At 62.2% G+C, this 25706-nt stretch carries 27 protein-coding genes; 17 read left to right on the top strand and 10 right to left on the bottom strand.

Annotated elements, in window-relative coordinates:
- Nucleotides 1-59 precede the first annotated feature (59 nt).
- Together LUU92_RS16595 and LUU92_RS16590 are read left to right on the top strand one after the other, a co-directional pair.
- On the top strand, nt 60-998 hold the full coding sequence (locus LUU92_RS16595) for an aliphatic sulfonate ABC transporter substrate-binding protein (RefSeq protein WP_071491765.1): 939 nt from the start codon (nt 60-62) through the stop codon (nt 996-998).
- On the top strand, nt 995-2320 hold the full coding sequence (locus LUU92_RS16590; RefSeq protein ID WP_257102326.1) for an LLM class flavin-dependent oxidoreductase: 1326 nt from the start codon (nt 995-997) through the stop codon (nt 2318-2320). Before LUU92_RS16595 ends, LUU92_RS16590 begins: the two co-directional genes overlap by 4 nt.
- A 41-nt stretch (nt 2321-2361) precedes the next feature.
- On the opposite strand, the gene LUU92_RS16585 is transcribed toward LUU92_RS16590, so the two are convergent.
- On the bottom strand, nt 2362-3204 hold the full coding sequence (locus LUU92_RS16585; protein ID WP_093512716.1) for an AraC family transcriptional regulator: 843 nt from the start codon (nt 3202-3204) through the stop codon (nt 2362-2364).
- Nucleotides 3205-3315: 111 nt separating this feature from the next.
- On the opposite strand from LUU92_RS16585, the gene LUU92_RS16580 reads away from it, so the two are divergent.
- Together LUU92_RS16580 and glsB are read left to right on the top strand one after the other, a co-directional pair.
- Nucleotides 3316-3726 (top strand): hypothetical protein, encoded by a 411-nt coding sequence (locus LUU92_RS16580; protein ID WP_071491762.1) that lies wholly within the window; start codon nt 3316-3318, stop codon nt 3724-3726.
- A 168-nt stretch (nt 3727-3894) separates the two neighbouring features.
- Nucleotides 3895-4803, top strand: coding sequence for a glutaminase B (gene glsB / locus LUU92_RS16575; protein WP_071491761.1), 909 nt, complete (start codon nt 3895-3897; stop codon nt 4801-4803).
- A 213-nt stretch (nt 4804-5016) separates the two neighbouring features.
- On the opposite strand, the gene LUU92_RS16570 is transcribed toward glsB, so the two are convergent.
- From LUU92_RS16570 to LUU92_RS16555, 4 genes are read right to left on the bottom strand one after another with little or no spacing between them, the layout of a single operon-like run.
- The gene (locus tag LUU92_RS16570; protein ID WP_222541589.1) at nt 5017-6285 is read right to left on the bottom strand and encodes an NAD(P)/FAD-dependent oxidoreductase; all 1269 of its coding nucleotides are present in this window, start codon (nt 6283-6285) and stop codon (nt 5017-5019) included.
- Nucleotides 6282-7034 carry an amino acid ABC transporter ATP-binding protein gene (locus tag LUU92_RS16565; RefSeq protein ID WP_071491759.1) on the bottom strand — a complete coding sequence of 251 codons (753 nt, stop codon included), beginning with the start codon at nt 7032-7034 and terminating at the stop codon, nt 6282-6284. The genes LUU92_RS16570 and LUU92_RS16565 overlap by 4 nt, the downstream gene beginning before the upstream one ends.
- Nucleotides 7031-7699, bottom strand: a complete 669-nt coding sequence (locus tag LUU92_RS16560; RefSeq protein ID WP_016977168.1) for an amino acid ABC transporter permease — start codon at nt 7697-7699, stop codon at nt 7031-7033. Before LUU92_RS16560 ends, LUU92_RS16565 begins: the two co-directional genes overlap by 4 nt.
- A complete protein-coding gene (locus tag LUU92_RS16555) occupies nt 7696-8478 on the bottom strand; it encodes an ABC transporter substrate-binding protein (RefSeq protein WP_257102325.1) in 783 nt (260 codons plus the stop codon). The genes LUU92_RS16560 and LUU92_RS16555 overlap by 4 nt, the downstream gene beginning before the upstream one ends.
- Nucleotides 8479-8693: 215 nt before the next feature.
- On the opposite strand from LUU92_RS16555, the gene LUU92_RS16550 reads away from it, so the two are divergent.
- Nucleotides 8694-9473, top strand: coding sequence for an IclR family transcriptional regulator (locus LUU92_RS16550; protein ID WP_093512708.1), 780 nt, complete (start codon nt 8694-8696; stop codon nt 9471-9473).
- A 121-nt stretch (nt 9474-9594) separates the two neighbouring features.
- On the opposite strand, the gene LUU92_RS16545 is transcribed toward LUU92_RS16550, so the two are convergent.
- Nucleotides 9595-10839 carry a saccharopine dehydrogenase family protein gene (locus LUU92_RS16545; RefSeq protein ID WP_033896713.1) on the bottom strand — a complete coding sequence of 415 codons (1245 nt, stop codon included), beginning with the start codon at nt 10837-10839 and terminating at the stop codon, nt 9595-9597.
- Between the two features lie 28 nt (nt 10840-10867).
- Nucleotides 10868-11965 (bottom strand): carboxynorspermidine decarboxylase, encoded by a 1098-nt coding sequence (locus LUU92_RS16540; RefSeq protein ID WP_071491755.1) that lies wholly within the window; start codon nt 11963-11965, stop codon nt 10868-10870.
- A gap of 355 nt (nt 11966-12320) precedes the next feature.
- On the opposite strand from LUU92_RS16540, the gene LUU92_RS16535 reads away from it, so the two are divergent.
- The 7 genes from LUU92_RS16535 to LUU92_RS16505 are packed head-to-tail and all read left to right on the top strand — an operon-like array spanning nt 12321 to nt 19136.
- Nucleotides 12321-13340 (top strand): LacI family DNA-binding transcriptional regulator, encoded by a 1020-nt coding sequence (locus LUU92_RS16535; RefSeq protein ID WP_257102324.1) that lies wholly within the window; start codon nt 12321-12323, stop codon nt 13338-13340.
- On the top strand, nt 13324-14328 hold the full coding sequence (locus LUU92_RS16530; RefSeq protein WP_257102323.1) for an ABC transporter substrate-binding protein: 1005 nt from the start codon (nt 13324-13326) through the stop codon (nt 14326-14328). Before LUU92_RS16535 ends, LUU92_RS16530 begins: the two co-directional genes overlap by 17 nt.
- Nucleotides 14329-15147, top strand: coding sequence for an ABC transporter permease (locus LUU92_RS16525; protein WP_257102322.1), 819 nt, complete (start codon nt 14329-14331; stop codon nt 15145-15147). It begins immediately after the preceding gene.
- The gene (locus tag LUU92_RS16520) at nt 15144-15938 is read left to right on the top strand and encodes an ABC transporter permease (RefSeq protein ID WP_071491751.1); all 795 of its coding nucleotides are present in this window, start codon (nt 15144-15146) and stop codon (nt 15936-15938) included. The genes LUU92_RS16525 and LUU92_RS16520 overlap by 4 nt, the downstream gene beginning before the upstream one ends.
- A complete protein-coding gene (locus LUU92_RS16515; RefSeq protein ID WP_257102321.1) occupies nt 15935-16966 on the top strand; it encodes an ABC transporter ATP-binding protein in 1032 nt (343 codons plus the stop codon). Before LUU92_RS16520 ends, LUU92_RS16515 begins: the two co-directional genes overlap by 4 nt.
- A gap of 9 nt (nt 16967-16975) precedes the next feature.
- The gene (locus tag LUU92_RS16510) at nt 16976-17809 is read left to right on the top strand and encodes a phosphodiesterase (protein WP_257102320.1); all 834 of its coding nucleotides are present in this window, start codon (nt 16976-16978) and stop codon (nt 17807-17809) included.
- Between the two features lie 7 nt (nt 17810-17816).
- Nucleotides 17817-19136, top strand: a complete 1320-nt coding sequence (locus LUU92_RS16505; RefSeq protein WP_071493311.1) for an OprD family porin — start codon at nt 17817-17819, stop codon at nt 19134-19136.
- A gap of 170 nt (nt 19137-19306) precedes the next feature.
- On the opposite strand, the gene LUU92_RS16500 is transcribed toward LUU92_RS16505, so the two are convergent.
- Together LUU92_RS16500 and LUU92_RS16495 are read right to left on the bottom strand one after the other, a co-directional pair.
- A complete protein-coding gene (locus tag LUU92_RS16500) occupies nt 19307-19765 on the bottom strand; it encodes a GNAT family N-acetyltransferase (RefSeq protein ID WP_071491747.1) in 459 nt (152 codons plus the stop codon).
- Nucleotides 19762-20148: a GFA family protein gene (locus LUU92_RS16495; protein WP_083351464.1), complete on the bottom strand. Its 387-nt coding sequence runs from the start codon at nt 20146-20148 to the stop codon at nt 19762-19764. Before LUU92_RS16495 ends, LUU92_RS16500 begins: the two co-directional genes overlap by 4 nt.
- Nucleotides 20149-20312: 164 nt before the next feature.
- Between LUU92_RS16495 and LUU92_RS16490 the strand changes: the two genes are divergently transcribed.
- A complete protein-coding gene (locus LUU92_RS16490) occupies nt 20313-20921 on the top strand; it encodes a LysE family translocator (protein ID WP_071491746.1) in 609 nt (202 codons plus the stop codon).
- Nucleotides 20922-20960: 39 nt separating this feature from the next.
- Here the strand turns inward: LUU92_RS16490 and LUU92_RS16485 are convergent, their stop codons facing one another.
- Nucleotides 20961-22115: an acetyltransferase domain-containing protein gene (locus LUU92_RS16485; protein ID WP_257102319.1), complete on the bottom strand. Its 1155-nt coding sequence runs from the start codon at nt 22113-22115 to the stop codon at nt 20961-20963.
- Between the two features lie 93 nt (nt 22116-22208).
- Between LUU92_RS16485 and LUU92_RS16480 the strand changes: the two genes are divergently transcribed.
- The 4 genes from LUU92_RS16480 (at nt 22209) to LUU92_RS16465 (ending at nt 25681) form a co-directional block, all read left to right on the top strand.
- On the top strand, nt 22209-22745 hold the full coding sequence (locus tag LUU92_RS16480) for a DUF924 family protein (protein ID WP_222541597.1): 537 nt from the start codon (nt 22209-22211) through the stop codon (nt 22743-22745).
- Between the two features lie 97 nt (nt 22746-22842).
- Nucleotides 22843-23460: a glutathione transferase gene (gene yfcF / locus LUU92_RS16475; protein WP_222541598.1), complete on the top strand. Its 618-nt coding sequence runs from the start codon at nt 22843-22845 to the stop codon at nt 23458-23460.
- Nucleotides 23461-23570: 110 nt separating this feature from the next.
- The gene (locus tag LUU92_RS16470; RefSeq protein ID WP_222541599.1) at nt 23571-24302 is read left to right on the top strand and encodes a GntR family transcriptional regulator; all 732 of its coding nucleotides are present in this window, start codon (nt 23571-23573) and stop codon (nt 24300-24302) included.
- A gap of 98 nt (nt 24303-24400) precedes the next feature.
- Nucleotides 24401-25681, top strand: coding sequence for an MFS transporter (locus tag LUU92_RS16465; RefSeq protein ID WP_222541600.1), 1281 nt, complete (start codon nt 24401-24403; stop codon nt 25679-25681).
- Nucleotides 25682-25706 lie beyond the last annotated feature (25 nt).

Below are 25706 nucleotides of genomic sequence, written 5' to 3'. Positions count from 1 at the left end.
CCTGACGCGGTTTTTTGGCATAAGCAGCGCCCTTCATTTCTTCCTCGCCAAGGCCTCCCATGACGTTCAAAAAACTAATCGTCGCCGCCAGCCTGCTGTTCGCCGCCACGGCGGCCCAGGCCGAGCAAACCCTGGACATCAGCTACCAGCGCTCATCCACCCTGTGGATCCTGCTCAAGCAAAATGGCCAGTTGGAACAGCGCCTCAAGCCCCTGGGATTCACGGTGAACTGGCATGAATTCAGCACCGGCCTGCTCAGCTCGCTGAATGCCGGCAGCGTCGACCTGCACGCCGATGTGGCTGACGCTTTCGCGCTGTTTACCCAGGCCGCCGATGCGCCGCTGACCTATTACGCCCAGGAAAACGCATCGCCCGGCGCCCAGGCGATCATCGTCCAGGACACGTCGCCGATCCACAGCATCGCCGACCTCAAGGGCAAGACGGTTGCCGTGTCCAAGGGCTCGGGCAGCAACTACCTGCTGATCTCAGCCCTGAAAAAGGCCGGCCTGACCTTGGCCGATATCACCCCGCGTTACCTGGAAGCCCCGGATGGCGGCGCGGCCTTCGCTAATGGCAGTGTCGACGCGTGGGTGATCTGGGACCCGTTCTTCGCCACCCAACAGTTGGATCACCATGTGCGTGTAATCGCCGACGGCAAGGACGGCCTGGCCGACTACAACCGTTTCTATCTGGCGACGACGACGTTCGCCAAGGCCCACCCGGACGTGTTGCAGGTGACCTTCGACACCCTGCGCGAGACCGGCCAATGGGTGAAGGCCCATCCCAAGGAAGCCGCCGCCATCCTTGGCCCGCTGTGGGGCAATATCGCCCCGGCCACGGTCGAGCGCGCCAATAGCCGCCGCAGCTACGACATCATCCCGGTCAAGCTGGACAACCTCGCCGAGCAACAGCGCATCGCCGACACCTATTACGCCGCCAAGCTGATCCCCAAGCCGTTGCAGGTCAGCGCCATCACCGTGTGGACGCCCAAGCCATGAGCCGCCAGATCCATTTATCCGCGTTCCTGTTGAGTGGGCCCGTGGTGCACAGCCACGCGGTGTGGCGCCATCCTGAAACCGTCGGCAATTACCTCGACCCGGAGTACTACGCGCGGGTCGCCAAGGTGGTGGAAGAGGGGCTGTTCGACTTCCTGTTCTTCGCCGACCGCCTGGCCGTGGGCGACCAGATGGGCGGCTCGCGCGAGTTGGCCTTGCGCTACGGCGCTCAGGACGCCACGCGTCTGGACCCGTTGCCGATCCTGTCTTACCTGGTCGGCAAGACCAGCAGGCTGGGCCTGGGCGCAACGCGGTCCACCACCTATTACGAACCGGCGCACATCGCCCGTGAATTCGCCACCCTCGACCACCTGTCCAGGGGCCGCGCGGCGTGGAACATCGTCACCTCGATGAACGACAGCGAGGGTCGCCTGTTCGGCAAGGACAAGCACCTGGAGCACGACCTGCGCTACGACCGCGCCGATGAGTTTGTTGAAGTTGCGCTGAAACTGTGGAACAGCTGGGGCAAGGACGCGCTGAAACTGAACCGCGAAAGCGGCGTGCTGGCAGACCCTGGATTGATCCGTTCGGTGCAGCACCAGGGCGAGTGGTTCAGGGTCGAAGGCCCGCTGAATATCCCGCGCACGCCCCAGGGCCGACCGGTACTGATCCAGGCTGGTTCTTCCGGGCGTGGTCGGCGCTTCGGTGCGCGTTGGGCCGAGGCGATCTTCACTATCCATCCGCACTTGGCGGCCATGCGTGCATTCCGCGATGACGTGCGTGCCCAGGTGGTGCAGCAGGGGCGCGACGCCGACAGCTGCAAAGTGCTGACGGCGGTGATGCCGTTCATGGGGGGCAGCGAGGCCGAGGCCCGCGCCAAGCGCGATCGGCACAATGCGCTGGCCCGTCCGGAACTGGGGCTGGTGACACTGGCCTCGCAGTTGAATGTGGACCTGTCGCCATTCCCGCTTTCGGCGACGCTGGCCGAGATCGCCCAGTCGCCGCTGATCCACCCGGCGGCGGCTGAAAAGCTGTTGATGCAGGGCCCGCAAACCACCCTGGAGGAGCTCGGACGCATCTTCGCCAGCAGCGTACGTGTTCCGCAGCTGGTGGGCACCGGCGCGCAGATTGCCGACCAGTTGGCCGAGCTGTTCGAGCAGGGCGGTTGCGATGGGTTTGTGATTTCGCCAGGGTATCTGCCGGGCTCGTTTACTGAATTTGTCGAGAGCGTGATTCCGCATTTGCAGCGCAAGGGGCTGTTCCGCACCGCGTATGAAGGGGCGACGTTGCGTGAGCATTTGGGCTTGGCTGATCTGGACAGTTGACTGTGTGGCGAGCAGGCCTGCAGATCCGGGTAGCCGCCCCTTCAGTTCAGCGCAATCGTCGCCGGGGCCAGCGAGCTCAACGCCCCGGCGCGGTCCGCCAGGTAACGCGCCGGCGGCTGGCCTACCGTCTTGCGGAACATGGTGATAAAACCGCTGGCGTTCTCATAGCCCAGGTCCAGGGCCACGCGTTGCACGCTCTCACCCCTGGCCAGGCGTTGCAGCGACAGGATTACATGCAACTGCCGGCGCCAACGGCCAAAACTCAGGCCCAGTTCCTCCAGCAGCAGACGCGTCATGCTGCGTTCGCTCATGCCGATGCGCACCGCCCATTGACCGAGGGTGGACTTGTCCGCCGGTTCAGCCAGCAGGCTGTCGGCCAGGCGACGCAGGCGCGGATCTTGTGGCATGGGCAGGTGCAGGGCTTCAACAGGCGCGACGGCCAATTCATCCAGCAAGGTACTGATCAAACGGCCCTGGGCGCCGTGCTCGTCATACAGTTGCGGGAAACTCACCGCCTTGCTGATCAGCTCATGCAACAGGGCCGACACCGCCAGTGTGCAGCATTGCCGGGGCAGGGCGCAGGCGGCATCGGGGTCGATCAGCAGGCAATAGACTTCCGCAGCGCCGGCCCCCCGTGCCGCGTGAGGCGTTCCGCCGGGAATCCACAGCGCGCATTGCGGCGGCACGATCCAGATACCGGCCTCAATCTCGCAATGGATGACCCCGCGCAAGGTGTACATCAGTTGGCCTTTGCGATGGGCATGCTGGGTATGTTCCCAGGTATCCGACGTGGCGGTGGCCCCTACGGCCACTACGGCGCGGGGGAATACGTCGGCGTCTCTGGACAGTGACGGATCGTGCATTTCCAGGCGATGGTGTTTCATGACAAGGGATCGCAGGTTGGCTGAATTGCGAAACAGTCTGGCTATTCTGTGCAATGCCGTCCAGCGGCTTGAGCCCTATAGTGAGATCAATTCTCAACAAGGAGCTCGGCCATGCGACTCGACAGTTCAACATTCCCGGTGGTGAAAATCGTCTTTGATGCGCCCAATGAAGGTGGGCCGGAGGATGCCTTCGCCGTGTTCGAAAGCCTGCTGGCCCGCCAGCAACCGTTCCTGCTGCTGCACGAAAAATCCGTGGACGAGAACAATCACGAACACTCCCATGAGGAGCGCAAGCAAGCGTCGATCTGGATGAAGAAAAACAAACAGGCGCTGCATACCTACGTCAAAGGCATGATCCAGGTCGAGCCCAGTGCCGCGCAGCGCCTGGCGCTCAAGCCGTTTGCCGCGATGTTCGGCAAGGCCTGGGGTTATCCGTTGCTGGTGGTGGAATCCCGTGACCGGGCCTGGGCACTGGCGCGGGATGTGCTGGATGAGCGGGTGTCGGATGTGGCGCACTTTTGAGCGCACGCAACATTGAGCTGCGGCGAGGGAGTCCCCACTCCCTCTGTGGCGAGCGGGCTTGTCCCGCGTTGGGGTGCGAAGCGCCCCTGATGAAGCTTGACCTGCGTGTTTCAGGTATCCTCCGCGCCCCGCTTACCACCGATTCAAAGACAGATGACTGGACAAGACATGCAGGCGCTGCTGGAGTCGATCCTCGACGAAGTGCGCCCCCTGATCGGCCTCGGCAAAGTCGCCGATTACATCCCGGCATTGGCCGATGTGCCTGCCAACCAATTGGGCATCGCCGTGTATGGCAACGACGGCTCGGCCTATTGCGCCGGTGACGCCGACACGCTGTTCTCGGTGCAGAGCATTTCCAAGGTGTTCAGCCTGGTGCAGGCCATCGACCATGGTGGCGAAACCATCTGGGAACGCCTGGGCCATGAGCCTTCCGGGCAGCCGTTCAACTCCATGGTGCAGCTGGAATTCGAACGTGGCCGCCCGCGTAATCCGTTCATCAACGCCGGTGCGCTGGTGATCTGCGACATCAACCAATCGCGCTTCGCCGTGCCGATCTTGTCGATGCGCGATTTCGTGCGGCGCCTGTCGGGCAACCCGCAGATCCTGGTCAACAGCGTCGTCGCCGAATCCGAGGCCCAGCACGGTGCCCGCAACGCCGCCATGGCCTACCTGATGAAATCCTTTGGCAACTTCCACAACGACGTGGACGCGGTGCTGCACAGCTATTTCAACTACTGCGCCTTGCAGATGAGCTGCCTGGACTTGGCCAAGGCATTCAGCTTCCTGGCCAACGAAGGCACGAGTGCCCACAGCGGCGAACAGATTTTAACGGCGCGCCAGACCAAGCAGGTCAACTCGATCATGGCCACCAGCGGGCTGTACGACGAGGCAGGCAATTTTGCCTATCGCGTGGGCTTGCCGGGCAAGAGCGGGGTAGGGGGCGGGATTGTCGCGGTGGTGCCGGGGCAGTTTACGGTGTGCGTGTGGTCGCCGGAGTTGAATACGGCGGGGAACTCGCTGGCGGGGATGAAGGCGTTGGAATTGTTGAGTGAGCGGATTGGGTGGTCGGTGTTTTGAGGGCGCGCCCCGTTCATGGGAGCGATCGCCGTTGGCGATTGAGAGTATTGATCGCTTTACGGGTGTAATAGGGTCTCCCGGAAAATGAGAACCAGTGTGGGACCTGGCTTGCCTGCGATGGCGGTACATCAGCCAGCACATCCAGTGGCTGACACATCGCCATCGCGGGCAAGCCCACTCCCACATGGGGAGTGGTGTGAGTGAGGGCTCTGTTCAGCTCCAATTGAGCCGATCCAGCAAGCTGTACCACGCCACTCCCGCGCCAATGTAAAACCGCTGCAACCCATGCATCGGCAAGCGCTGCAACGGTGTTACCGGATAGGCGAACTCCGCGGTGCTGTCGCACAACCGCCCCGCCAATTGCTGCCCCAGGCTGGTACACAGTGCAATCCCACGGCCATTACAACCCAGTGCCAATGTCAGCCCCGGTGCGGGCTGGTGCACATGGGGCATGAAATCCCGCGTGATCGCAATACGGCCCGCCCAGCGATATTCGAATTCCAGTGGCCCCAATTGCGGAAACAGCAGCGCCAGCGAGCGTTCCAGGTGGGCGAAATCCGTGGGTGACGTGGGGTCGTTGAACAGCCCGCGTCCGCCCATCAGCAAGCGGCCATGGCTGTCTTTGCGAAAGTACAGCAGCAGCCGTTGTGCGGTGGAGACGGTTTCCTGCCCCGGCAAGATGCTGTCCGCCGCTCGCCCGCTCAAGGGTTTGGTGGCGACGATAAAACTGTTCGCCGCCAGGATGCTCTGCGCCATGCCCGGCCACAGGTTGCCGCTGTAGCCGTTGGTGGCCAACACCACTTGATCGGCCGTGACCTGCGCACCGCCAGCCGTCTGCAATTGCCAGCCGCAACCCTGGCGCTGCAACCCGGTCACCGCGCTCTGCCCATGGATCCGCACACCCGCCGCCAACGCCGCGCCCACCAGCCCACGGGCATACGCCAACGGCTGAATCGCCCCGGCGCGACCGTCCAGCCAGCCACCGGCAAACGCCTCACTGCCCATGCGCGAAGCCACCGCTGCGGCATCCAGGCGCTGCACCGGTACACCGCGCCTGGCCCATTGATCTGCCCGTGCGTGCAACCCGGCGACGCCTTTTTCGCTGTACGACACCTGCATCCAGCCCTTGCGTACCGGCGCGCAATCGATGCCGTGTTTTTCGATCAGCTTGAACACCAGGTCGGCCGAGTTCGATACAGTCGAGATCAACGGTTCGGCGCGCTCCGCTCCGTACATCCGCACCAGTTGCTGCGGATCGTATTTGAGCGTCGGGTTGACCTGTCCGCCGTTGCGTCCGGACGCACCCCAGCCCGGCTCGTTGGCCTCCAGTACGCACACGCTGACGCCGCGCTCGGCCAAATGCAGCGCCGTCGACAAGCCGGTATACCCCGCGCCGACAATCGCCACGTCCACCTTCACCGACTCGCTCAAGGCAGGCGTCGGCACGACAGATGGAGCCGTGGCTGACCACAAAGTCTTCATGACAGGCTCCGCGTGTTGCCGGTGGGGTGCAGCACGCGCCGCAGGAAGTCCTGGGTCCGCGCATGCTGCGGGTTGCCCAGCACCTGTTCGGCGGGCCCGCTTTCGACGATGTAGCCGCCATGCAGGAAGCACACACGGTCGGCCACTTCGCGGGCAAAGCCCATTTCGTGAGTGACGACGATCATGGTCATGCCCTCATCGGCCAGGGTGCGCATCACCGCCAGCACATCACCGACCAGTTCCGGGTCGAGGGCCGAGGTGGGCTCATCGAACAGCATGGCTTCGGGTTTCATCGCCAGGGCACGGGCGATGGCCACGCGTTGTTGCTGGCCGCCGGAGAGCTGCTCCGGGTAGGCCTCGGCCTTGGCGCTCAGGCCGACTTTTTCCAGCAGCACCAGGGCTTCTTCGCGAGCCTGCCTGGGCGGCTCGCCTTTGACGTACACCGGGCCTTCCATCACGTTCTCCAGCACGGTGCGATGGGGGAACAGGTTGAAGCGCTGGAACACCATGCCCATGCGGCTGCGCAGGGCGTGCACGCTCTTGCTGCCGCGCTGCACGGTTTCGCCGAACACGTTGATGTGCCCGCCGTCATAGGCTTCCAGCGCGTTGATGCAGCGCAGCAAAGTGGATTTGCCCGAGCCCGACGGCCCGATCAGGCACACCACTTCGCCCTTGGCCACGTCGAGGTCTACGCCGTGCAGCACGCGGTGGCTGCCGTAATGTTTTTGCAGTTGGCGAATCTCGATCATGCTTTTTTCCTCCGGCCCAGGTGTTGTTCCATGCGGCGCAGGCCGTACACCAGCGGCAGGCTCATCAGCAGGTAGAGCAGGGCGACCAGGGTGTAGACGGTCATGTTCTGGAAGGTCGACGAGGCGATCAGTTGGCCCTGGCGGGTCATCTCCGCGACGGTGATGGTGGACACCAGCGACGAGTCCTTGAGCATCATTACCAACGTGTTGCCGTACGGCGGCAGGGCGATGCGAAACGCTTGCGGCAGGATCACCCGGCGCATCATCAGCGCCGAGCGCATGCCCAGTGCTTCGGCGGCTTCACGCTGGCCCTGTTCGACGGCAATGATGCCCGTGCGGAAGTTCTCGGCCTGGTACGCCGAGTAGGCGATGCCCATGCCGATCACGCCCGCGTAGAACGCGGTGAGGTGCACGCCCATGTCCGGTAGCACGAAGTAGATGTAGAACAACTGCACGATGATCGGCAGCCCACGGATCACATTGATGATGGTGCTCGCCGCCCACGACAGCGCACGGATCGGCGACAGCTTGAGCAACGCCAGCACCAGGCCGATGGCACTGCTGAGCAGGAACGACAGCACGGTGATCTGGATCGTCACCCACGCGCCTTGCAGCAGAATCGGCAAAAAGTCCTGGGCGTTTTGCAGGAACTCCGCCGGGTTCATGGGCGCACCTGGGTATCCAGGCCCCACTTTTTGAGGATGTTGTCGAGGGTGCCGTCCGCCTTGATGCTGGCGATTGCGGTGTTCAGGCGCTCCAGGGTTTGCGCGTCACCCTTGCGCACCACCAGGCACACCTGGCCGACGTTGGTGGGCTTGTAGTCCGGCGCCAGTTTCACGCCTTTGAACAGCTTCTGGCGGATCTGGTAGGCGACCACCGGCTGGTCACCCACGGCGGCCTTGATGCGGCCCAGGGACAGGTCGCGGACCATCTCGCCGATGGAGTCGTAGGTGCGGATTTCCTTGAAGATGCCGAGCTTGTTCAACTGGTCATAGAAGACGGTGCCGGCCTGTACGCCGACCACCTGATCCTTCAGCGGCATCAGGTCAGGGTAGGCGGTATTGTCGTCGGCGTTGATGATCAGGCCTTCACCGTAGGCATACACTGGGGCGCTGAAGTCGACGACCTTGGTGCGCTCTTCGGTCTTGAGCATGCCGGCGGAAATAAAATCCAACTTGCCGGAGGTGAGAGAGGGGATCAGCGCAGCGAAGTTGGTCTGCTCGATCTGGCTGGTAAAACCGCCGGCCTTGCCCACGGCCTCGGCCACATCGACCATCACGCCCTGGATGCTGTTGCTCTTGATGTCGAGGAAGGTAAACGGCGAACCACTGGCCGTTGCACCGACTTTGTACGAGGACGCACTTTCTGCGTGCACCGCGGTGACGCACAGCGTGGCGCAAAGACCGAAGGCGAGGCGGCGAAACAAGGGCGAAAGACTGTTCATCGGGTTACTCCAGAAGGAAAACGGATAGTCAGTACCGCAAGCGGCTGCCGATGAAATCGCAAGCTCTGTGCCATTTCGATTGATTAAAATCGAATATAGCTATAGAAAATCGACAAAATGAACTGTTCGTATCGATATGCGATATTAAGTGGTCTATTTCTGTGATTTGAGGTAGAAATATCACCACGCCTGATCGACCTGACCGCGAGTCCGCCATGTCCGAAGAACGCAACAGTCTGCACAACCAATCCCTGGAAAAAGGCCTGTCGGTGCTCAAGGCATTCAGTGCACAGCGCCGCAGCATGAGCCTTGCAGAGGTGGCCGAGGCCGCCGGCATGACCAAAAGCTCGGCCCAGCGCATGGTGTTTACCCTCGAAAGCCTGGGTTACCTTCGGAAACACTCCCGCACCCGGCATTACCAACTCACACCCCGGGTGCTGGAGTTGGGCTTCAGTTACCTGGATGCGCATTCGTTGATCGAGGTGGCGAATCCGTTTCTGTCGGAGTTGACCCGGCTGACCGGCGAGACCTCGTGCCTCACCGAGCCTGCGGGCTACGACATGACCTACATCGCACGTTTCGTCAGCGCGGGCTTTGTGCCGGTGCACATGCCGATCGGCTCGCGGGTGCCGATGTACTGCACGGCGTCGGGGCGGGCGTATTTGAGCGCGTTGCCGCAGGAGGAAGCGCTGGTGTTGATCGAGAACAGTCAGCGTATTGCCCACACCAGCCAGACGCTGACGGAAGTCGACGAAATCATGGCGTCGTTGCAGCAGGTGCGTGAGCAGGGCTATGCGGTCAATGGCCAGGAACTGTTCCTGGGCGACATGACCATCGGCGCCCCCGTGCTGGGTGCCAATGGTCGACCGGTGGCGGCGGTGCATGTGGTGGCGCCGACCAGCCGCTGGACTCGGGCGGATGCGGAGAAACAGTTGGCGCCGGCGCTTCTGCAATGCTCAAGGGCACTGAGCAACTCGGCCCGTAACCTGGAATGACAGACACCCTGAAACCCAATGTAGGAGGGGGCTTGCCCCCGATTGCAGTGTCTCAGTCAACACAGGTGTGACTGGTCTACCGCTATCGGGAGCAAGCCCCCTCCCACATGCAGCTGCCTATTCAGGCAATCGCATCCCAAGCCCGATCACCGTTCTCGTCTTTGATCCGAGTCGGCAACCCCATCACATCCAGCGCCTTCAGGAACGGCTCGGCCGGCAGTTCCTCGACGTTGGCCATGTGCTTCACATCCCACTCGCCACGTGCCACCAGCAGTGCAGCGGCCACTGGTGGCACGCCTGCGGTGTAGGAGATGCCCTGGCTGTCGGTCTCGGCAAAGGCTTCTTCATGGCACGCCACGTTGTAGATGAACATCTCGTGGGGCTGGCCGTTCTTGGTGCCCTTGACCAGGTCGCCGATGCAGGTCTTGCCGGTGTAGCCGGGGGCCAGCGAAGACGGGTCAGGCAGCACGGCCTTGACCAGTTTCAGCGGCACGACTTCCAGGCCTTCGGCGGTGGTGACCGGTTTTTCGGAAAGCAGGCCGAGGTTTTTCAGCACGGTGAACACGTTGATGTAGTGTTCGCCGAAGCTCATCCAGAAACGCACGTTGGGCACGTCGAGGTTTTTCGACAGCGAGTGCACTTCATCGTGGCCGGTGAGGTAGAGGTTCTGCGAACCGACAACCGGCAGATCATCGGTGCGTTTGACTTCGAACATGGTGTTGCTGGTCCACTGGCTGTTCTGCCAGCTCCACACCTGTCCGGTGAACTCGCGGAAGTTGATTTCCGGGTCGAAGTTGGTGGCGAAATATTTGCCATGGGAGCCGGCATTGACGTCGAGGATGTCGATCGAATCAATGCGGTCGAAATGCTGTTGCTGCGCCAGCGCGGCATACGCGTTGACGACACCCGGGTCGAAGCCCACGCCAAGGATGGCGGTGATGTTCTTCTGTTTGCACTCTTCCAGGTGGTTCCACTCGTAGTTGCCGTACCACGGCGGGGTCTCGCAGACCTTGCCCGGCTCTTCGTGGATGGCGGTGTCGAGGTACGCAACGCCGGTGTCGATGCAGGCCCGCAAAACCGACATGTTGAGGAACGCGGAACCGACGTTGATGACGATCTGCGAGTCGGTCTCGCGGATCAGGGCCTTGGTCGCTTCCACGTCCAGGGCGTTCAGCGCGAAGGCTTGGATATCGGCGGGTACCTTGAGGCTACCCTTGGCCTTGACGCTGTCGATGATGGCCTGGCATTTGGAGATGTTGCGCGACGCGATAGCAATACGACCGAGTTCGTCGTTGTGCTGCGCGCACTTGTGGGCCACCACCTTGGCGACACCTCCTGCACCAATGATAAGAACGTTCTTTTTCAATTGCTTTATCTCTCCTTTATCCGCCAGCTTACGAAAGGCTGGACAGGTAGTCGTCGTAACCAAATTCACGAACCATCTCGACTGTACCGTCGAGTTGTTTCACTACGATGGACGGCATTTTCAGGCCGTTGAACCAGTTTTTCTTGACCATGGTGTAGCCTGCGGTGTCGATGAACGACAGCCGATCGCCGATGGCCAGCGGACGATCAAATTGATACTCGCCGAAGATGTCTCCGGCCAGGCAGGATTTGCCGCACACCATGTAGGTGTGTTCACCGTCGCTTGGTGCCAGCTTGGCGTTGAGGCGGTAGATCAGCAGGTCCAGCAGGTGGGCTTCGATTGAGCTGTCGACCACGGCGAGGTGCTTGCCGTTGTAGAGGGTGTCGAGCACGGTCACTTCCAACGAGGCGCTGTTGGTGATCGCCGCTTCGCCGGGTTCCAGGTACACCTGCACGCCGTACTTCTCGGAGAATGCCTTCAGGCGGGCGCAGAACGCGTCCACGGCATAGTCTTCACCGGTGAAGTGGATGCCGCCGCCGAGGCTGACCCACTCAACCTTGTGCAGCAGCGCGCCGAAGCGTTCTTCGATGACGCCGAGCATCTTGTCGAACAGGCTGAAGTCGCCGTTCTCGCAGTTGTTGTGGAACATGAAGCCAGAGATCTGCTCGATCACACCTTCGATCTTCACCGGGTCCCATTCGCCCAGGCGGCTGAACGGACGCGCCGGGTCGGCCAGCAGGTAGTCGGAGCTGCTCACCTGCGGGTTGACGCGCAGGCCGCGGGTCTTGCCTTCGCTGCGTTCGGCAAAGCGCTGCAGCTGGCTGATGGAGTTGAAGATGATTTTGTCGCAGTTATCCAGCATCTCTTCGATTTCATCGTCGGCCCAGGCCACGCTGTAGGCGTGGGCTTCACCTTCGAACTTCTGGCGGCCGAGCTTCAACTCGTACAGCGACGACGAGGTGGTGCCGTCCATGTATTGCTGCATCAGGTCGAACACCGACCAGGTCGCAAAGCACTTGAGCGCCAGCAGGGCCTTGGCGCCGGACTGTTCGCGCACGTAAGCAATCTTCTGCATGTTGACCAGAAGCTTCTGTTTATCGATGAGGTAGTACGGCGTTTTGATCATTTTTGAGAGCCTGCGGCGGTGCCTGCCAAAAAAGGACACGCATTGTGCCCGCACTTGGATCGAATCGAAAGGTTAGTGGGCGGATTTTGCTGCGTCCGGTTTGTGACCCTACCCTCCGAGTATGACCATCTATGGATGGGCACCGATCCAATGTGGGAGGGGGCTTGCCCCCGATGGCAGTGTATCAGCCACCCAATCCAGTACTGACCCACTGCCATCGGGGGCAAGCCCCCTCCGACAGTTTGGCCCCTGTATATCGGGTCCACCGACATCAAACTGTCATCACCCTAACGCCGAATTGCCACATTCCGCCGCTACTGTCCTCGCCAATGAGATCGATCTCAAGCGAGTGACAATGACTGACCTGAAAGACGTCGCGCGGCTGGCCGGCGTATCCCGCGCCACCGCCGCCCGCACTTTTGCCTCCCCCGACCAGGTGCGCCCGACCACCCGTGAGCAGGTGTTCGCCGCCGCCCGTGAGTTGGGGTTCCGGCCCAATCTGCTGGGCCGCCAATTGCGCCTGCAAACCACCCGGTTGATCGGCGTGGTGGTGCCCAACCTGCTCAACCCGGTGTTCGCCGAACAGTTCCAGGCCATGGAGCGCGCGGCACGTGCACGCGGCTACAGCCTGCTGTTGGCGACTACCGACTACAACAGCGAGCGCGAAAGCATTGTGGTGGAAGAGTTGTTGCGCCAGCGCGTGGACGGCCTGGTGCTGACGGTCACGGATGCTGAAAGCAACGTCGTGCTCAGCAGCCTGAATACAGAGAAAACCCCGTTTGTGCTGGCCTACCACCAACCCAGCAACCCCAGCTACAGCGCTGTGTCGGTGGACAACCGCGCGGGCATGGCCTTGGCCACGCGTTATTTGCTGCAAGCGGGGCACCGCCGCATCAGCATGGTCGCCGGTCCCGCCTTGCAGTCGGACCGTGCGCGCCTGCGGTACGCCGGGTATTGCGAGGCGATGCGCGAATGCGGCTTGCCAGCGCGTCCGGTCACCGAAATGCCGGCACACACCCAGGCGGAATTCGCCGCCATCGCGCCATTCCTCCAAGGCGAGGAGGCACCCACCGCACTGCTGTGTTCCAACGACTTCCTGGCCATCAGCCTGATCGCCGAACTGCGCCGCAACGCCTGGAACGTGCCCGAACAACTCTCGGTGATGGGCTTCGATGGCATCAGCCTCGGCACCCAGATGCACCCGACCCTGTGCAGCGTGGTGCAGCCGATTGCGCTGCTGGCCAGCACCGTGATTGACCAACTGCTGGCGCAGATCGCCGGCCATGCCCCGACGTCCCATTGCCTGCCTTGCCATATCCGGCCGGGCGAAAGCACTCAACCCCACGAGGAAACCCCTGATGCGCGCATTCCGTAAAACACTGGCAGCCGTGCTGCTGTGCGGTGTGGCCAGCCTGGCCCAGGCCGCCGAAACCGCGATCTGCTACAACTGCCCGCCGGACTGGGCCGACTGGGCCACCCAGCTCAAGGCCATCGCCGCCAGCACCGGCGTGCAAGTGCCCTTGGACAACAAGAACTCCGGCCAATCCCTGGCACAGTTGGTGGCAGAGAAAGCCGCACCGGTGGCCGACGTCGTTTACTACGGCGTGACCTTCGGCCTGCAGGCGCAAAAAGCCGAGGTGGTCGGCACCTACAAACCCAAGGCCTGGGAGCAGATCCCTGCTGGCCTGAAAGACCCGGCCGGCCATTGGTTCGCGATCCACTCCGGCACCTTGGGCATCATGGTCAACGTCGATGCGCTCGGTGGTCTGCCGGTGCCGCAAAGCTGGGCCGACCTGCTCAAGCCTGAATACAAAGGCATGGTCGGTTACCTCGACCCGTCCAGTGCCTTCGTTGGCTACGTGTCGGCGGTGGCGATCAACCGCGCCATGGGCGGCGACCTGGACAACTTCGCGCCGGCCATCGACTACTTCCAGAAACTGGCGAAAAACGCGCCCATCGTGCCCAAGCAGACCGCCTATGCGCGGGTGCTGTCCGGCGAGTTGCCGATCCTGGTGGACTACGACTTCAACGCCTACCGCGCGCGCTACAAAGACAAGGCCAACGTCGCCTTCGTGATTCCCCAGGAAGGCAGCATCAGCGTGCCCTACGTGATGAGCCTGGTGGCCAACGCGCCGCACCGCGCCAACGCAGAAAAGGTCCTCGACTTCGTGCTGTCGGACGAAGGCCAGGCGCTCTGGGCTAAAGCCTACCTGCGTCCGGTACGGCCGATGAAGATGCCGGCGGAGGTGGCCGCACAGTTCCTGCCCGACAGCGACTACGCCCGCGCCGGCGTGGTGGACTACGAAAAAATGGCCGCTGTGCAGGAAGCCTTCGCCGCCCGTTACCTGAACGAGGTCAAGTAAGTGGCCGCATCGGCAAGACACGCAGCCTGGGCACTGGCCCCGGCCTTTGCGGTGCTGCTCGCGTTCTGGCTGCTGCCGCTGGCGCACCTGATGGTGCTCGGTGCCGAGAGCCGCGACAGCCATGGCAGCGGCTACTGGCAGGTGCTCAGCAGTGCGCAGTACCTGGGCAGCCTTGGGCAAACCCTGCTGCTGGCGGTGGTGGTGACACTGGTGGCGCTGCTGATCGGCGGCATCAGCGGGGTGTTCCTCGCCCGGCAGCAGTTTTTCGGGCGTTCGGCGCTGGTGGCATTGCTCACGTTTCCCCTGGCGTTTCCCGGCGTGGTGGTGGGTTTCCTGGTGATTCTGCTGGCTGGCCGTCAAGGCCTGCTCGCCTCACTGGGCCTGCAATTGGCCGGTGAGCGCTGGATCTTCGCCTACTCGCTGGCGGGGCTGTTCGTGGGCTACCTGTATTTCTCGATCCCACGGGTGATCCTCACGGTAATGGCGGCATGCGAGAGCCTCGACCGCAGCCTGGAAGAAGCCGCCCATTCCCTGGGCGCCGGGCATTGGCGAGTGGTGTGCGATGTGATCGTGCCAGGCCTGGCGCCGGCGCTGGCCTCCTGCGGGGCGATCTGTTTCGCCACCTCCATGGGCGCCTTCGGCACCGCCTTTACCTTGGGCACGCGTCTGAACGTCACCCCGGTGGCCATCTACAACGTGTTCACCAACTACGCCAACTTCGCCGTGGCGGCCGCACTGTCGGTGGTGCTTGGCGTGGTGACCTGGGCCGTGCTGCTGCTCACGCGACGGCTGGTGAAAAATTCGGGGACTGTGCTGTGAAGCGCTCATCGCTGTTTGTGTTGCAACTGCTGTTCACCCTGGTGGTGTGCGCCTTCATGCTGGTGCCGGTGCTGATGTCGCTGCTGGCCGGGCTGACCCGCAATTTCTTCGTCGGCCTGTCCAGTGGCTTGACCTTCGATTGGCTGGTGCAGGTGTGGCAGGCATATTCGCCCACCGTGTGGTTGTCGCTGCAACTGGCGCTGGCCTGCGCGGTGTGCGTCTGCGTGATTGGCGTGCCGGCGGCCTACGCCTTGGTGCGCATGAACAACCGCTTCAGCCGCGCCTTTGAAGAGTTGATGGTGCTGCCGGTGGCCATGCCGGGGTTGGCCAGTGCGTTGGCGTTGCTGTTGACCTACGGCCAATTCGGCAGTTTTCGCAGCAGTTGGCTGTTCATCCTGGTCGGCCATGTGCTGTTCACCCTGCCGTTCCTGGTACGCCCGGTGATGGCGGTGATGCAGCGCCAGCAACTGCCGGTGCTGGAGGAAGCGGCGGCCAGCCTGGGGGCCGGTCCGATCAAGCGCTTTTTCAGCGTGGTGGTGCCCAACTGCCGGGCCGGGATCCTGGCCGGTGTGCTGATGGTCGTCACCTTGTCCCTGGGTGAATTCAACCTGACCTGGATGCTCCACACGCCGATGACCAAGACCTTGCCCGTGGGCCTGGCCGACAGCTACGCCTCGGCGCGCCTGGAAATCGCCAGCGCCTACACCCTTATCTTTTTGCTGATGATCGTGCCGCTGTTGATTGCGCTGCAGGCCATCAGTGCCCGTTTGTCCCGTGGAGAGCGTCGATGACCGCTATCACTATCCGCCTGCAAGGCTGTCGCAAGGCGTTCGCCGACGGCACCGTGGCCGTGCATGACTTGAACCTGACCGTCGAAGGCGGCGAAACCCTGGCCATTCTCGGTCCGTCCGGCTGTGGCAAAACCACCACCTTGCGCCTGATCGCCGGCCTCGAACGCCCGGATGTGGGCCAGGTGTGGTTCGGCGACCAGGACGTGACGCGCCTGCCCATCGAACGCCGCGATGTGGGCATGGTGTTCCAGAATTACGCGCTGTTTCCCAACCTGAATGTGGCCGGGAATATCGTTTATGGCTTGAAGATTCGCGGTATGTCGGTGGTGGAGCGTAACCAGCGCTGCGACGAGTTGCTGGAACTGGTGGGCTTGCAGCACCACGGCAAACGCAGCATCCATGAGCTCTCCGGCGGCCAGCGCCAGCGCGTGGCCTTGGCGCGTGCGTTGGCGCCGCGCCCGAAAGTGTTGCTGCTGGACGAACCGCTGGCCGCCCTGGATGCGCAACTGCGCGAACGCCTGCGCAGCGAGCTGAATGAGTTGCTGCGCGGCCTGGGCATCACCTCGGTGTTCGTCACCCACGACCAGGGCGAAGCCATGGCCCTGGGCGACCGCATCCTGGTGATGGAGCACGGACGTGTCGCGCAATTGGCCAGTCCGCGTGACATCTACCAGAAACCGGCCAATGCCTTCGTCGCGGGCTTTGTCGGCAACCTCAATGCCTTTGCCGTGCTCGAGCCATCGGCCCATGGTTTGAAAGTCTGTGGCGGCGAGTTGCCGTGGCAGGACGTCAACCTGCCCAGCACCGTCTATTGCCGCCCCGAACACCTGAGGGTGATGGAGAGCGAAGGGCACTTGCACGGCCACCTGCTGGCGCAGTTCTTCCAAGGCGCGCAAAGCCGCCTGCTGGTGGATGTGGGCGGCCCGCAACCGCTGCTGGTCGACAGCAGCGACAACCAGCTGTACGCCGTCGGCGCACCGATTGCCCTGGCGATCGCGCCGCACATGTTGTTCACCCTGAATGCTTGAGACTCTATCGTGAATCGTCCGTTTCTCGTCGCGCAGATCAGCGACTTGCACCTTAAAGCCGGCCAGCGTCTCACTTATGGGGTTGTCGATACGTTAGGCGCACTGCGCCGCGCCGTCGACCACTTGAACGCCAGCCACCCACGGCCCGATATCGTGGTCATCAGCGGTGACCTGGTGGACTTCGGCCGCGCCGATGAATACGCCGTGCTGCACCCCGAACTCGCGCGCCTGCACATGCCGTGCTACCTGGTGCCGGGCAATCACGACAGCCGTGGGCCGTTACTGGAAGCATTTCGTGATCACGCGTATCTGCCGTTGTCGGCCGAGGGCCCGCTGGACTGGGTGGTCGACGACCATCCACTGCGCCTGATCGGCCTTGACTCGACCATTCCTGGCGGCCACGGCGGCCAGTTGCTCGATAGCCAATTGCACTGGCTGGACGAGCAACTGGCGTTGCGCCCGGATGCACCGACGCTGCTGATCCTGCATCACCCGCCGTTCATCAGTGGCATCGGCCACATGGACCGCGAACCCTTCATCAATGCCGGCACCCTGGAGCAAGTCGTTGCCCGCCATCCGCAAGTGGAGCGCTTGCTGTGCGGCCATCTGCACCGGCCGATGCAGCGGCGTTTCGGTGGCAGCCTGAGTTGTGTGTGCCCCGGCACCTCCCACCAGATCGTGCTGGATTTGCAAGAAGCGGCGCCCGCGCATTTCAACCTGGAGCCGGCGGGCTATCTGTTGCATCGCTGGGAGGTGCAGCAGGGTTTGATCAGCCACAACGGCGTGTTCGGGGAGTACCCGGGGCCGTATCCGTTCTATGACGCCCATGGATTAATTGACTGAGGTTGTGATGAAAGCCACTTTGCATGTGTTAAGCGTATTGACCGGCGGCCTGGGCATTGCCCTGAGCCCCCTGGCCTCGGCTGATTTTCTGAGTGACAGCAAAGCCAACTTGAGCCTGCGCAACTTCTACTTCAACAACGACAACCGTGACGGCGCCGCCGCACCGTCGAAGACCGAAGAGTGGGGCCAGGCATTTATCCTCAACTACCAGTCGGGCTTTACCGACGGCACTGTCGGCTTCGGCCTGGATGCCGTGGGCATGCTCGGCGTCACCCTCGACAGTGGCGCCGGCCGTCATGTGGGCAGTTCGATGATCCCCACCGACGACGGCAAGGCCGCCGACACCTGGGCCCGTGGCGGCGCGACGGCCAAGGCGCGTTTCGCCAAGAGCGAACTGCGCTACGGCTACCTGCGCCCGAACCTGCCGATCCTGGTGAGCAACGACGGGCGCCTGTTGCCGCAGTCGTTCGAAGGCGGGCAGATCACCAGCAAGGACATCGATAACCTGACCTTGATCGGCGGCCAACTGCAGCACACCACCGGCCGTGGTTCCAGCGACCGCAGCGGCCTGGCGGCGGCCGGTGGCACCCAGGAAAGCAATAAATTCAACTACGCCGGTGCCGATTACCAGGTGACCAAGGACCTGTTGGTCCAGTACTACTACGCCAATCTCGAAGACTATTACCAACAGCACTTCGCCGGTTTGATCCATGTATTGCCCCTGGGCGACTACGGCTCATTGAAAACTGACCTGCGCTACTTCAAGACCACCTCCGACGGCAAGAACAGCAGCGTCGCCGGCCGTGCCGAAGGCTACAAGCTCGGCGGCTATACCAAGAACGGCACGGGTGAAATCGACAACAACACCTGGAGCGCAGCGTTCATCTACTCCCTGGGCCCGCACGCGATCACCGCCGGTTACCAGCAAGTCTCGGATGACAGCAACTTCGCCCAACTCAACCAGGGCGGCCTGGTCAACAAAGGGGAGGGCGGTTCCAGCCTGTACCTCTACACCGACCGTACCGTGCAGACCTTCATCCAGGCCGGCGAACGCACGGCCTTTGCCCAATACGCCTATGACTTTGCCTCGCTTGGCGTGCCGGGCCTGAAGGCGTCGGTGATGTACTTGAAGGGCGAGCACATTCTCACTGCCAGCGGCAACGATGCCAGCGAGTGGGAGCGCGATATCTCGCTGGATTACGTGGTGCAGAGCGGCACGTTCAAGAACGTCGGGTTCGGCTGGCGCAACGGTGTGTCGCGCAGTGAAGTGGCGCGGGACCAGGATCAGAATCGGGTGTTCGTGAGTTATTCGATTCCGTTGATGTAACGACCTTTCAAGCACTGCAAAACCCACTGTGGGAGCCGTCGAGCCCCAGCGAGGCCGCGATGACGGCGGCACTGCCGATAGAGATGCCGCTGACACACCTCCATCGTAGCCTCGCTGAAGCTCGACGATCCCCATTTTTATTGTGTGTTGCGCAGCCGGCAGCATCCGTTTCAGCCGTTTTTCAAGCTTTTTACGTGGGTGGCGGTGTCATCAGCCACCTGATCAAAACCGCATCGAACATAAAAAGCTGCGGCCTCCGATGTGTCGGTGGACAGACGTACTTTGTGAAAATGCACGGCAGCATTTTCCAGCAGCTGCACCACCAAGGCCTTACCAGCCTGTCGCCCACGGTAAGTACGTTCTACGTATACCCGGCGAAGCCGTCCAACCCCTGATCCCGCGACGAGATCACAAGAAAGACCACCGACGGCGATCAGCCGCCCATCACAAAACATTCCCAGAAAGCATTCACCCGGCCGATCAAATCGATTGGAGCCGTCTTCCCACTCCGTGATCAATCGTGTCAGGAACCGGAAGCCTTCGGCGACTGCCTGCGCTTCGAGGGCTCGGATCTGCGCCGGGAGTTGCTCCAGTTTGCGTATCGAGACGTTTGCGTTGAGCGGACTCAAAGGAACTGTCCACCAAGCCAGGGTGCCTTGGACTCAATGCAACTGTGCGCCTGGTTCTTTACCTTGAAGGGGGTATCGAGCGTGCCCAGCGCAATCGAAATCCACTCTGGATACTTTCCTTCAGCGTCGCTCCAGAACAGCGATGAACCACATTCCGAGCAGAATTGACGGGTGATACCTGGCGAAGATTCATAGCTTTTCAGCGTGTCACGCACAGCCCGTATCGTCACTTCTGATCGGCGCGCGCTGGCATACGTCGCGAACGCAGCGCCATGCCCTTTCTGGCATTTTTTGCAGTGGCAGTGGGTGACGGCCTTGAGCGGTGTCGAAACGTGATAAGTAATTGCGCCGCAGAGGCAACTGCCTTGGGTGAATACATCCATGTCTGGTTTTGTCCTGAAGGATCCGGCAAACACTATACCTGTGGCGAGTGAGCTTGCTCCCGCTCCGATGCGCAGCCTCCCCATCCAGCCCAACCACAAACATACAAGAATCCCCCCATCTCCCCTCAGTAGACTCGCCACACTCTTTCTACTGCAGGTCTTCCATGGACATCTTCCTCTACGCCTTCAGCGTCATGTACAGCCCCGGCCCCGTGAATTTCATGGGCCTCAACGCCGGGCTCACCGGTCAGTTCCGGCGCTCCACCGGGTTTTTCATCGGCGTGGGCTGCGCGATGCTGGTGTTGTTCGTGCTGTTCGGCTACACCGGCGAGGCGATCATTTCCCAGGTGGCGTTGCCCTATGTTTCGTTGGTTGGCGGCGTGTACACCTTGTACCTGGCTTATCAAGTGTTCACCGCGCGCACGGTGGTCGATGAAAAAGTCTCTACCGCACCGGCCAAGACCCTCACGTTCTGGAACGGCTTGGTGATCCAGTTGCTCAACCCCAAGGGCATCATGGCGGTGTTGCCGATCACCAGCGTCATGCTGCCGGCCGCGCATATCACCGGGGTGTCGATTGCACTGGTGTCGGCGTTGCTGGCTTTTGGCGCGTTTGGCGCGCCGTGGCTCTATGCGTTGCTTGGCGCAATGCTGGGACGGCGGATCAACGGGGCGTCGGCGTTTACCGTGTTCAACCGTTGCATGGGCCTGGCGCTGGCGGTGTGTGCGTATTTCATGTTTCACGCGTTTTATGCGCATCTGGTCGCAACATGAATGGATCTTGTCAACTCGACTCACGCATGGATCGAGTTTCTACAGGTACTTGAGCCAGGCCAGGTCGCGGCGCCGGGCCTTGAGCCCGGCGAACCAATGTACCGGCGCGTACAGCGCCAGCGGCAGCAGCAACGCCACCAGCCAAATGGCGCCCATGCCGTCGAAGCCGAAGTAGTTGCCGTGAGTCAGGCCAAACAGTGCCACACACGTGACGTAGAGGATTTTCAGCACGTACAGGTGCAGCAGATAGAAGAACATAGGCGCTGCACCGAAGGTGGCGAGCATGCTGATCCAGCGCTTGCTTCCCGCCTTCTCGAACGCCAGCAACAGCAGTAGCCCAATCCCCAGCGTCAGTGCCAGAAACAACAACGAAGGCGGGTACTTGGTGATGTTGAAAAAGCTCATCAGGGTTTGCACGCCGTTGTCATAGGCTTGCCATGGTTTTTCGCCATACCCATTGACCGCTCGCACTACCACGAACCCTATCAATGCACTTGCACCGCCCAGCCACAGATAACGCTGGCGCTGCGCCGGCTGCATGTCTTTGGCAAACCAGGGGCCGAGGCTGTAGCCCAGGGCGATCACGCCGATCCACGGTAGCACCGGATAAGTGACGCGCAGGCGCAGCGACGCGCCCACTTCGATCCAACTGCGCTCATGCAGGATTGTCCACGGAATATGCAGTGCCGAACCGGCCTCGAAGTGCAGCCCATCCAGCAGGTTGTGCCCGGCAATGATCACCACCGCCAACACGACCAGCAGCGGGCGCGGCAACCACACCAGCGCCGCAAGGGCGATCATGCTCACGCCAATCGCCCAGATGACTTGCATATAGATCACGCTGGGCGGCAGTTGGAAGGTCCAGGCGAAGTTGACCAGGGTGAACTCCAGCACCACCAGGAACAGCCCACGCTTGAACAGGAACGCCGACACATCGCGACGGCCTTGGTACTTCTGGCCGTAGAGCCAGGCCGACAGCCCGGTGAGCAACACAAACACCGGCGCGCACAAGTGGGCGAGGGTGCGGCTGGCAAACAGTGCGGGCTCGGTGGTGTCGATGGCCATCGGGTCGCTGACCTGGCGGTGCAGCAGGAAGGTTTCGCGCACATGGTCGAGGAGCATGAACAGGATCACCAGGCCGCGCAGGGCGTCGATGGAAAGCAGGCGTTGGCGCAGGGGAACAGCGTCGGTCATGGGCGTGATCACAGGGCAGGGTGGTAAGGGAGCGTTATCCTATAACATTGGATTCTGATACCGTCAGCTAAATCATTTTTCCAGGTACTCACCATGACGACGCCGCAGGATGTCATCGACTTCTGGCAACACGCCGGCCCCAAGCGCTGGTTTGCCAAGGACGCTGCTTTCGACGCCAGCTTCCGCGACACTTTCCACAGCGCGCATCTGCAAGCCGCCCGGCGTGAGCTGGAAAGCTGGCTGGACTCGGCGCACGGTGCCCTGGCGTTGCTGATCCTGCTCGACCAGTACCCGCGCAATGCCTTCCGTGGCACCGCCCATATGTTCGCCACCGACCCGCTCGCACGGCTGTATGCGCGGCGCATGGTGGACGCCGGGCTGGACCGGCAGGTCGAACCGGCATTGCGTGCGTTCTGCTACCTGCCGTTCGAGCATTCGGAAGACCCGGCCGATCAACAGCGCTCCCTGGACCTGAACCGGCAACTGGATACCAACACCTACCATTGGGCCAAGGAACATGCGCGCATCATCGAGCAATTCGGGCGTTTTCCCCATCGAAACGAGGTGTTGGCGCGTGAGACCACGGATGAGGAACGTGCCTTTCTGGACGAGGGCGGATTTGCCGGTTAACCCGGTATTCCACCCAGGAATGCCCCCATAAAAACAGCGCATTGTCTTTCTTGTGGCGCATCTCGTAGCGTGGTGTTCCCCCTCAAGGAGAATCGTTATGCGCCTGTATGTGGATCATCTGTACACCAGCCCCTACGCCATGTCGGTGTTCGTGACTCTGCGCGAAAAAGGCCTGGCGTTCGACACGGTTACCCTGGACCTGGATGCCGCGCAGCAGCACGCGGCCGACTTTGCCCAACTGTCCCTGACCCAACGCGTACCGACCTTGCTGGAGGGCGACTTCGCCTTGTCGGAGTCGTCGGCGATCACCGAGTACCTGGAGCAGGCCTACCCTGAAGTGCCGGTGTATCCGGCCGATCCAAAACAGCGGGCGAGGGCGCGGCAGGTCCAGGCATGGCTGCGCAGCGATTTGCTGCCGATCCGTCAGGAGCGCTCGACGATGGTGGTGTTCTATGGGCAGAAGATGCCCGCACTGTCGCCTGTGGCTCAAGTGGCGGCAACGAAGTTGATCAGTGCGGCCCAGGCGCTGTTGGCGGGTAATCCGCCGTACTTGTTCGGTGAGTGGTCCATCGCTGATGTGGACCTGGCGGTGATGCTCAATCGCCTGATCCTCAACGGTGACAGCGTGCCTGCCGAGTTGGTGGCATACGCCCAACGCCAGTGGCAGCGGCCCTCCGTGCAGGCGTGGGTGCAGCAACAACGCCCGGCGCAGTAACCACCATTCATCTTCCGTCTGCGGTGAGGCGCTTGACAGGCACCACCCGGCGGAAGAATACTCTGGTCATATTCATATATATGACTACATAACAAAGTGAATGTGACCCCATGAATACGCTGTCCAGTGATGCCCGCCTGCCGCTTTACCAACGCTTGCGCGACCAGCTGATCGAGCAGATCGCCAACAATCGCTGGCGCCCCGGCGAAGCGATTCCCACCGAAGCGGTGTTGTCCGCCGAGTACGCGCTGTCGACCGGTACCGTGCGCAAGGCCGTGGATGCACTGGTTAGCGAGGGCATTCTGGAGCGTCAGCAGGGCCGTGGCACCTTTGTGCGCCGCCCGCAATTCCAGTCGTCGCTGTTTCGCTTTTTCCGTTTTCAAGGCCCGTCGGGCGAGCGTCAGGTGCCGCAAAGCCGCATCCTCACGGTCGAGTCCGTGCCTGCGCCGTCGGCGGTCAGCGAGGCGCTGGGCCTGGCCCCCGAAGCCCAAGTGATCCGCATCGTCCGGACCCGTCTGTTTGACGTGCAGCCGCTGCTCGCCGAAGAAATCTGGCTACCGCGCGCACGCTTCCAGGCGCTGCTCGACATCGACCTGGCTGCGCAAGGCCCGTTGCTGTATCCGGTGTATGAAGACGTCTGCGGGCAAGTGGTGGCCTCGGCCGAGGAAACCCTCACGGCCGAATCGGTCAACGCGGTGTACGCGCGCTTGCTGCAAGTACCGGTCAACAGCCCGGTGGTGGTGATCGAGCGCCTGGCCCGCGACTACGCTGGCCAGCCCCTGGAGTGGCGACGCTCCCGTGGGCATGCCGAACACTTCCGCTACCGCGTGGACATTCGCTGACCGCACACCCGCACCGTTAACTGTTTGCCCAACACTGGCCCGACTGTGGCGCGGTTCGCGCCCGGCTGCCTCGCGTTTGACCTATAAGGATAAAAATCATGTTCAGTTGGTATCGCCAAGTCACTCCTCGGGAGCGCAAAACGTTCTGGGCCTGCTTCGGCGGCTGGTCCCTGGATGCATTGGAAGTGCAGATGTTCGGCCTGGCGATCCCGGCACTCATCGCGGCATTCGCCTTGAGCAAGGGCGATGCGGGGCTGATCAGTGGTGTCACGCTGGTGACCTCGGCCATCGGCGGTTGGGTCGGCGGTACCTTGTCCGACCGCTACGGCCGGGTGCGCACTTTGCAGTGGATGATCCTGTGGTTCTCGTTCTTCACGTTTTTGTCGGCGTTCGTCACCGGCTTCCACCAACTGCTGGTCGTCAAGGCGCTGCAAGGCTTCGGCATCGGCGGTGAATGGGCGGCGGGTGCGGTGTTGATGGCCGAGACCATCAACCCGAAATATCGCGGCAAAGTGATGGGCACCGTGCAGAGCGCCTGGGCCGTGGGCTGGGGCGTGGCGGTCGGGGTGTTTGCGCTGATCTATTCGTTTGTGCCCCAGGACATGGCCTGGCGGGTGATGTTCGTGGTGGGCCTGCTGCCGTCGTTCCTGATTATCTGGGTGCGGCGTAACGTTGAAGAACCCGACAGCTTTCAGCGCCTGCAAAAGGAACAGGCGATTCCCCAGAGTTTCTTCAAGTCGCTGGCGGGCATCTTTCGCCCTGAGCTGATCCGCGTCACGCTGTTCGGCGGCCTGCTGGGCCTGGGTGCCCACGGTGGTTACCATGCGGTGATGACCTGGCTGCCGACCTTTCTCAAGACCGAGCGCAACCTGTCGGTACTCAACTCGGGCGGCTACCTGGCGGTGATCATCTTTGCCTTCTGGTGTGGCTGCATCGCCAGTGGTTGGCTGATCGACCGCATTGGTCGCCGCAAGAACATCGTGCTGTTTGCGCTGTGCTGCGTGATCACCGTGCAGGCCTATGTGTTCCTGCCGCTGAGCAATACGCAGATGCTGTTCCTTGGCTTCCCGCTGGGCTTCTTCGCCGCCGGTATCCCGGCCAGCCTGGGGGCGTTGTTCAACGAGTTGTACCCGGCGGATGTACGCGGCGCCGGCGTGGGCTTTTGCTACAACTTCGGGCGCGTGTTGTCGGCGGTGTTTCCCTTCCTGGTGGGGCATATGAGCGACTCGATGTCCCTCGGCTCGGCCATCGGCATCGATGCCGGGATCGCCTACGGCGTCGCGGTGATCGCCGCCCTGTGCCTGCCGGAAACCCGTGGCCGCGTGCTCGAAGCGGCACCCGCCGAGCGCGTCGTGAGCGGCCAGCGCGCCCAGGCCTGATCCTTTTTACTTTTGAAAGACGACC

Origin of the sequence: Pseudomonas extremorientalis, assembly GCF_024584605.1 — a bacterium.
In the GTDB taxonomy this organism is placed as follows: Bacteria; Pseudomonadota; Gammaproteobacteria; order Pseudomonadales; family Pseudomonadaceae; genus Aquipseudomonas; species Aquipseudomonas extremorientalis.
The sequence above is the reverse complement of the archived record's forward strand: the minus strand, read 5'-3'. Positions and strand labels throughout refer to the sequence as shown.

Excerpts from the sequence above, each read along its gene's own strand:
- LUU92_RS16595 (WP_071491765.1), top strand. The coding sequence starts at position 60 with ATGACGTTCAAAAAACTAATCGTCGCCGCCAGCCTGCTGTTCGCCGCC.
- LUU92_RS16590 (WP_257102326.1), top strand. The coding sequence starts at position 995 with ATGAGCCGCCAGATCCATTTATCCGCGTTCCTGTTGAGTGGGCCCGTG.
- LUU92_RS16585 (WP_093512716.1), bottom strand. The coding sequence starts at position 3,204 with ATGAAACACCATCGCCTGGAAATGCACGATCCGTCACTGTCCAGAGAC.
- LUU92_RS16580 (WP_071491762.1), top strand. The coding sequence starts at position 3,316 with ATGCGACTCGACAGTTCAACATTCCCGGTGGTGAAAATCGTCTTTGAT.
- glsB (WP_071491761.1), top strand. The coding sequence starts at position 3,895 with ATGCAGGCGCTGCTGGAGTCGATCCTCGACGAAGTGCGCCCCCTGATC.
- LUU92_RS16570 (WP_222541589.1), bottom strand. The coding sequence starts at position 6,285 with ATGAAGACTTTGTGGTCAGCCACGGCTCCATCTGTCGTGCCGACGCCT.
- LUU92_RS16565 (WP_071491759.1), bottom strand. The coding sequence starts at position 7,034 with ATGATCGAGATTCGCCAACTGCAAAAACATTACGGCAGCCACCGCGTG.
- LUU92_RS16560 (WP_016977168.1), bottom strand. The coding sequence starts at position 7,699 with ATGAACCCGGCGGAGTTCCTGCAAAACGCCCAGGACTTTTTGCCGATT.
- LUU92_RS16555 (WP_257102325.1), bottom strand. The coding sequence starts at position 8,478 with ATGAACAGTCTTTCGCCCTTGTTTCGCCGCCTCGCCTTCGGTCTTTGC.
- LUU92_RS16550 (WP_093512708.1), top strand. The coding sequence starts at position 8,694 with ATGTCCGAAGAACGCAACAGTCTGCACAACCAATCCCTGGAAAAAGGC.
- LUU92_RS16540 (WP_071491755.1), bottom strand. The coding sequence starts at position 11,965 with ATGATCAAAACGCCGTACTACCTCATCGATAAACAGAAGCTTCTGGTC.
- LUU92_RS16535 (WP_257102324.1), top strand. The coding sequence starts at position 12,321 with ATGACTGACCTGAAAGACGTCGCGCGGCTGGCCGGCGTATCCCGCGCC.
- LUU92_RS16530 (WP_257102323.1), top strand. The coding sequence starts at position 13,324 with ATGCGCGCATTCCGTAAAACACTGGCAGCCGTGCTGCTGTGCGGTGTG.
- LUU92_RS16515 (WP_257102321.1), top strand. The coding sequence starts at position 15,935 with ATGACCGCTATCACTATCCGCCTGCAAGGCTGTCGCAAGGCGTTCGCC.
- LUU92_RS16505 (WP_071493311.1), top strand. The coding sequence starts at position 17,817 with ATGAAAGCCACTTTGCATGTGTTAAGCGTATTGACCGGCGGCCTGGGC.
- LUU92_RS16495 (WP_083351464.1), bottom strand. The coding sequence starts at position 20,148 with ATGGATGTATTCACCCAAGGCAGTTGCCTCTGCGGCGCAATTACTTAT.
- LUU92_RS16490 (WP_071491746.1), top strand. The coding sequence starts at position 20,313 with ATGGACATCTTCCTCTACGCCTTCAGCGTCATGTACAGCCCCGGCCCC.
- LUU92_RS16485 (WP_257102319.1), bottom strand. The coding sequence starts at position 22,115 with ATGACCGACGCTGTTCCCCTGCGCCAACGCCTGCTTTCCATCGACGCC.
- LUU92_RS16480 (WP_222541597.1), top strand. The coding sequence starts at position 22,209 with ATGACGACGCCGCAGGATGTCATCGACTTCTGGCAACACGCCGGCCCC.
- yfcF (WP_222541598.1), top strand. The coding sequence starts at position 22,843 with ATGCGCCTGTATGTGGATCATCTGTACACCAGCCCCTACGCCATGTCG.
- LUU92_RS16470 (WP_222541599.1), top strand. The coding sequence starts at position 23,571 with ATGAATACGCTGTCCAGTGATGCCCGCCTGCCGCTTTACCAACGCTTG.
- LUU92_RS16465 (WP_222541600.1), top strand. The coding sequence starts at position 24,401 with ATGTTCAGTTGGTATCGCCAAGTCACTCCTCGGGAGCGCAAAACGTTC.